Annotated in this window: 2 protein-coding genes; both read right to left on the minus strand. The window is 68.6% G+C overall.

The annotated features are described in order from the left end of the window. Positions 1 to 674 (minus strand): beta-ketoacyl synthase N-terminal-like domain-containing protein (locus ACP4J0_RS38395; protein ID WP_426604066.1); only part of this gene is annotated, 674 nt, incomplete at its 3' end. Between the two features lie 66 nt (positions 675 to 740). Further along, positions 741 to 1,625, minus strand: an 885-nt coding sequence (locus ACP4J0_RS38400) for a beta-ketoacyl reductase (protein WP_426604068.1), incomplete at its 5' end; no start/stop codon positions are given.

Here is a 1,625-nt window from a genome sequence, read left to right on the forward strand (position 1 = left end):
ACCAGCGCCATCGGACACTCCCCCGACCGCAGCGCCTGCGCGGCCAGGTGCAGCGCCACCAGCGACGACGAGCACGCGGTGTCCACCGTCACCGCAGGGCCTTGTAAACCGAGCACGTAGGCCACCCGGCCCGACGCCACGCTCTGGGAACCACCGGTGATCAGGTGTCCGGCCATGTCCTCGCCGGATTGGCCCGCGACCTCGGTGTAGCCCGACGGGAACGTGCCGACGAAGACACCGGCCGCAGTGTCCGCCAAGGAAAGCGGGTCGATCCCGGCGTGCTCCAGGGCCTCCCAGGACATCTCCAGCAGCAGCCGTTGCTGCGGATCGGTCGCCATGGCCTCGCGGGGGGAGATCCCGAAGAACCCGGCGTCGAAGTCTCCGACACCCTGGAGAAAGCCGCCCTCCGCGGCGACCGACGCGCCGGAGCTGGTCAACTCGTCCAGATCCCAGCCGCGGTCGGCGGGGAAAGCCGAGACCGCGTCACGGCCCTCGGCCACCAGCCCCCACAGCTGATCGGGGTCGGACACTCCGCCCGGGAAGCGGCAGGCCATTCCGACGATCGCGATCGGCTCGGTCTGCCGCTCCTCGACCTCGTGCAGCCGCCGCTGGACCTCACGGGAGTCGGCGATGGCCCGCTTGAGGTAGGTGCGGAGCTGCTCTTCGTTGGCCATGAGTTCTTTCCACTCCTAAATGTGTTGCTAAAGCAGATCTGCGAGGTGAAGCGCCGGATGCCCGATCTAATCGATCCCTTTGTCCACAAGTGCGAACAGGTCGTCGTCGGATGCGGATTCGAGGTCAGCGAGGTCGGCCTTCTCGGGCTCGCCGCACATGTCGAGGAGCTCGCGAAGCCGCTCGGCAATCCGGTCGCGATCCGCCGCGTCGGAGGCCACTGAGAGGAAGGTCCCCTTGAGGTTGTTCAGATACTTCAGCACTGGTTCGGCGGCTGACGGTTCCTCCCCCACGATCTGCTCTCGCAGATAGGTGGCCACCCGGTCCGGTGTCGGGTAGTCGAACACCAGGGTGGCGGGCAGGCTCACCCCGGTCACCATGGCGAGCCGGTTGCGCAGCTCGACCGCGGTGAGCGAATCGAACCCCAGCTCCCGGAAGGCCCGACCGTTTTCGATCTTGTAGGTCGAGGCATGGCCCAGGACCGCGGCGACATGGCCACGGATCAAGTCCAGCAGGAACCCATGGCGCTCGTCGGCCGGGATGGTGGCCCAGCGTTGTGCGAAGCCCCCGGGGTCACGCCGGTCGTTCCCAGCCATGCGGCGGGCGACGCCGCGAGTACCAAGGGAGGGTATCAGCGGTGACCGTTCGCCCTGGCGGCGCAGCCGGGTCAGTCCCACCACGGCCTCGTCGGCGAGGAGTGCCTGGTCGAACAGCTCCAGTCCCTGCTCCACCGACAGCGGCAGCATCCCTGAGGTGGCCAGCCGCTCGAGGCCGATGTCCGAGAGGGTCCCGGTCAGCCCGACGTCCGGTGTCCACGACCCCCACGCCAACGACACGCCGGGAAGGCCTGCCTGCCGACGCCACTGCACCACCGCATCGGCGAAGACGTTGCCGGCTGCGTAGTTGCCCTGGCCCGGGCCGCCCAGCAGTCCGGCCAGGGACGAGAAGACGAC

The sequence above is a fragment of the Streptomyces sp. WG7 genome, from assembly GCF_049975785.1.
In the GTDB taxonomy this organism is placed as follows: Bacteria; Actinomycetota; Actinomycetes; order Streptomycetales; family Streptomycetaceae; genus Streptomyces.